The organism is Peptoniphilus indolicus ATCC 29427 (genome assembly GCF_000227315.1).
Taxonomy (GTDB): domain Bacteria; phylum Bacillota; class Clostridia; order Tissierellales; family Peptoniphilaceae; genus Peptoniphilus; species Peptoniphilus indolicus.
The window spans coordinates 93,744-97,899 of the sequence record NZ_JH165062.1 but is presented as its reverse complement, the minus strand read 5'-3'; the positions used below and the strand labels follow the sequence as shown (position 1 = coordinate 97,899).

The window sequence follows — 4,156 nt, the reverse complement described above, 5'->3', positions numbered from 1 at the left end:
GGTGAATCAATTATACCAAATGTGATTTACTATGGGATTTTTTTAGTTCAATTTCATTTTACAATTAACAACTTATATTTAAAATTAAGTTGTATGAATTTATGTAGTTTGATATGATGAATAAAAAGATTAAGAAAATACTTAAAGGGAAGTGTTGATTTGACTAAGAATTTAGTCGTTGTAGAGTCGCCAACAAAGGCGAAGACAATAAAGAAAATGTTAGGTAAGAATTATAAAGTCATGGCATCAGTTGGACATATAAGAGATTTGCCTAAAAGTAGACTGGGAATTGACGTTGAAGGTAATTTTGATCCTGAATATATAAACATAAGAGGCAAAGGTCCTCTAATAAAGGAATTAAAGAAAGAAGCTAAAGACAGTGACAATATATACTTGGCAACTGACCCCGATAGAGAGGGAGAAGCTATATCTTGGCATTTAAGTTATATTTTAGGACTAGACCCAGATAAGCCGATAAGAGTAACTTTTAATGAAATAACAAAAGATACTGTCAAAGAAAATATTAAAAAACCGAGAAGTATTGACATAAGTTTAGTAGATGCCCAACAAGCTAGAAGAGTTTTGGATAGATTAGCAGGGTATAAAATATCTCCATTACTTTGGAAAAAAGTTAAAAGTGGTTTATCAGCTGGTAGAGTTCAGTCTGTGGTTTTAAAACTTATATGTGACCGAGAAAGAGAAATTGAAGAATTTATAGCAGAAGAGTATTGGTCTATAGAAGCAATATTAAAAAAAGGTAGAAAATCTTTTGAAACCAAATTTTATGGTAAATTTAAAAATGGTAAAAGTTTAAAAGTTGAATTAGCGAATGAAGAAGAAACTAAGGAAATTTTAAGAACAATAGATGAGGAAAATTTTATAGTACATTCTATAAAAGAAGGGACAAGGTCGAAGAATCCTTACAATCCTTTTACAACTTCTACTATGCAGCAAGAAGCTTCTAAAAAACTTGGGTTCACAACAAAAAAGACCATGATGGTTGCACAGAGCTTATATGAAGGGGTAACTTTACCTAAAGTTGGTTCAGTTGGTTTGATAACATATATGAGAACTGACTCAACTAGAATAAGTGATGAAGCTTTGAAAACAATAGAAGCTTATATAAATGGAGAAATAGGTAAAGAATATCTTGAGTTTCATAAGAGTAAAAATAAGAGCTCTAATGTACAAGATGCTCATGAATGTATAAGACCTACAGATGTATTTAAAACACCTTATTTAATAAAAGATTCTTTAACTAAAGACCAATTTAAATTATATGAGTTGATTTGGAAGAGGACAGTGAGTTCTCAAATGAAGCCTGCTCAATATGCAACAATGAATTTAGAAATTTTATCTAATGATAATATATTTAAAGCTTCAGGTTCTCAAATAAAGTTTGATGGTTTTTTAAGGGTATATAATTATTCAAATGAAAAGGATAATATACTACCCGAATTAAACGAAGAAGATATATTAAAAGCTAAAGAAGTTATTCCTAACCAACATTTTACTCAGCCGCCAGCAAGGTATAATGAGGCCAGTCTGATTAAATATTTGGAGGAATATGGGATAGGTAGACCTTCTACTTATTCACCTATAATTTCTACTCTACTTTCAAGATATTATGTAGTGATTGATGAAAAGAAACTTGTTCCAACAGAGCTTGGAGTTACAGTAAATGAAATTTTGACAGAAAATTTTTCTGATTTAATAAATAAAGATTTTACTGCGAATATGGAAACAAGCCTTGATGAGATAGCCGATGGAGAAAGACCATGGAAAGAAGTTATATCTTCTTTTTACTCAAAGCTAAAAGAAGACTTGGATAAAGCTGAAGAAAATATTGAAAAAGTTGAAATAAAAGAACAAGAAACTGATGTAATATGTGAAAAATGTGGCAGAAATATGGTTATAAAAATGGGAAGATATGGAAAGTTTTTAGCTTGTCCGGGATTTCCAGAATGTAGAAATACAAAACCTTTAGTTGAAAAAATAGGTGTAAAATGTCCTAAATGTGGAGGAGAAATAGTAGTTAAGAGGAGTAAAAAGGGTAGAAAGTTCTATGGTTGTGATAATTATCCTGAGTGTGATTTTGTAACTTGGAATAAACCAATAGATAAAATGTGCCCTAAATGTGATTCTATTTTGACAGAAATGGAAGGTAAGGGTAAAAAACGAATAAAGTGCAGCAATCAAAATTGTGATTATAGGGAAACAACAGAGGAATAAAAATGAATAGAGATGAGTTTATAGTCAAATTTCCAAAGACAATTTCTGAAAAATATAATGTAGTATTTAAAAACGAAGACAGAGATAGTATTACTTTTTTTACAGAAGAGTTAAACGGAAATGTTGAAAGTGCTTTAAAAATTATATTCGATAAAAATATAGTATTTGAAGTTGTTGATTCTAAGTTATTAAATTTAAAGAGAAATGAATTTTATAGTTTAGATGAAGATAAACTCATCTTAAATTTTTCTTTAAATTCAAACTATAATCTAAATTCGCTTGAATTTGAAAGTGATTCAGAAGCGGCAATAGCTCTTAACAATATAATTAAATACGCACTTGAAAAAGGAGCTTCTGATATACACTTTGATTCTAAAATAAACGAAGTTGTTGTTAGGCTTAGAATAGATGGAATTTTACAGGATGTTAGTAAAATATCTAAAGCAAGTTATAATTTGTTATCTACAAGGATAAAAGTAATATCAAATTTAGATTATACGATAAGAAATAAACCACTTGATGGGAGATTTTCTTTTAAAACTGAAGATAGATCTGTTGATATAAGAGTCGCAATTATTCCAACTACACTACAAGAAAAAATTGTACTTAGAATTTTAGATAAAACATCTGTAGATTTTACTATGAATGGAATAGGATTGTTTGGAGAAGATGCTGAAAAAGTTAAAAAACTGATAAGGCAACCAAATGGATTACTTCTTGTATCAGGGCCTACAGGAAGCGGGAAATCTTCAACTCTATATACAATTTTAAATCACTTATATTCAAGAGAATTAAATATTATAACTGTTGAAGACCCAGTTGAGTATAAGATAGATGGAATAAATCAAATTGAAATAAATAAAGAACTTGGCAGAAGTTTTAATGACGGATTAAAGAGTATACTTAGGCTTGACCCTGATAAGATAATGGTAGGGGAAATAAGAGACAGAGAAACAGCACAGACGGCTCTTAGAGCTGCCATAACTGGACATTTAGTGCTGTCCTCAATCCATACAAATGATTCTCCTTCAGCAATCTATAGATTAAAAGACATGGGAATAGAAAATTATTTAATATCAGCTGGACTTATAGGAATTATTTCGCAGAGATTAGTCAGAAAATTATGTGAATGTGCTGAACCAATTGAAGAGTATGTTGATATTTTTTCTAAAGAAATGACTCATTATAAACCAAAAGGTTGCTCAAAGTGTAGAAATGGATATGTTGGAAGAACTGCAGTTTTTGAAATCTTAATATTAACAGATGAGGTGAAAGAAGCAATAGTAAAAGAAGTATCATTAAGAGAATTTAGAGAGTTATGCTCTAAAAATATGGTTTCTTTAAAAGATAGTTTGGAAATAATGGTAGATTGTGGTTTGACTTCTTTAGATGAAGTGTATAAAAATGTTGAATCAGTAGGTGATTTATGATTTACAAATATACGGCTTTAGATGGAGATAAAAGATTAATTAACCAAATTGAGGCTGCTAGCTTATCGGAATGTGAAGAAAAATTACTTTCAATGGGTTTGAGAATTATAAAAGTAGAGCCTGTATCTAAACTAAATTTAGATGATTTATTTTCAAAAAAATTTAAAAATGAAGATTTGTATATAATGTTTTATCAACTTCATATTTTGATAAATTCGAAATTAAATGTGCCTGATGCGGTTTTGACTTTATCTAATAGCTATGAAAAACAAAAAGCCAAACATTTGAAGAATGTGTACAAGAATATTCTTGGAGGTTTTACTTTAGCAGAATCTCTAGGCAATGAAAATGTTTGTCCACAGTTTGCTGAAAATATGATAAAGATAGGTGAGGAATCTTCTAGTTTAAGTTTAATATTGGAAGAGCTTTCTAACTACTATTTTGAAAAAGAGATATTTAAAAAGAAAATTTATTCGGCATTTACATATCCAATT

At 29.4% G+C, this 4,156-nt stretch carries 3 protein-coding genes; all 3 read left to right on the top strand.

Features of this window, described 5'->3' with window-relative positions; all coding sequences use genetic code 11:
• Nucleotides 1–159 precede the first annotated feature (159 nt).
• Nucleotides 160–2,232 (top strand): type I DNA topoisomerase, encoded by a 2,073-nt coding sequence (gene topA, locus HMPREF9129_RS06505; protein ID WP_004821709.1) that lies wholly within the window; start codon nt 160–162, stop codon nt 2,230–2,232.
• 2 nt (nt 2,233–2,234) lie between these two features.
• Nucleotides 2,235–3,662 (top strand): GspE/PulE family protein, encoded by a 1,428-nt coding sequence (locus tag HMPREF9129_RS06500; protein WP_004821707.1) that lies wholly within the window; start codon nt 2,235–2,237, stop codon nt 3,660–3,662.
• The coding region (locus HMPREF9129_RS06495) for a type II secretion system F family protein (protein WP_004821705.1) at nt 3,659–4,156 on the top strand (498 nt) is incomplete at its 3' end. The genes HMPREF9129_RS06500 and HMPREF9129_RS06495, both read left to right, overlap by 4 nt.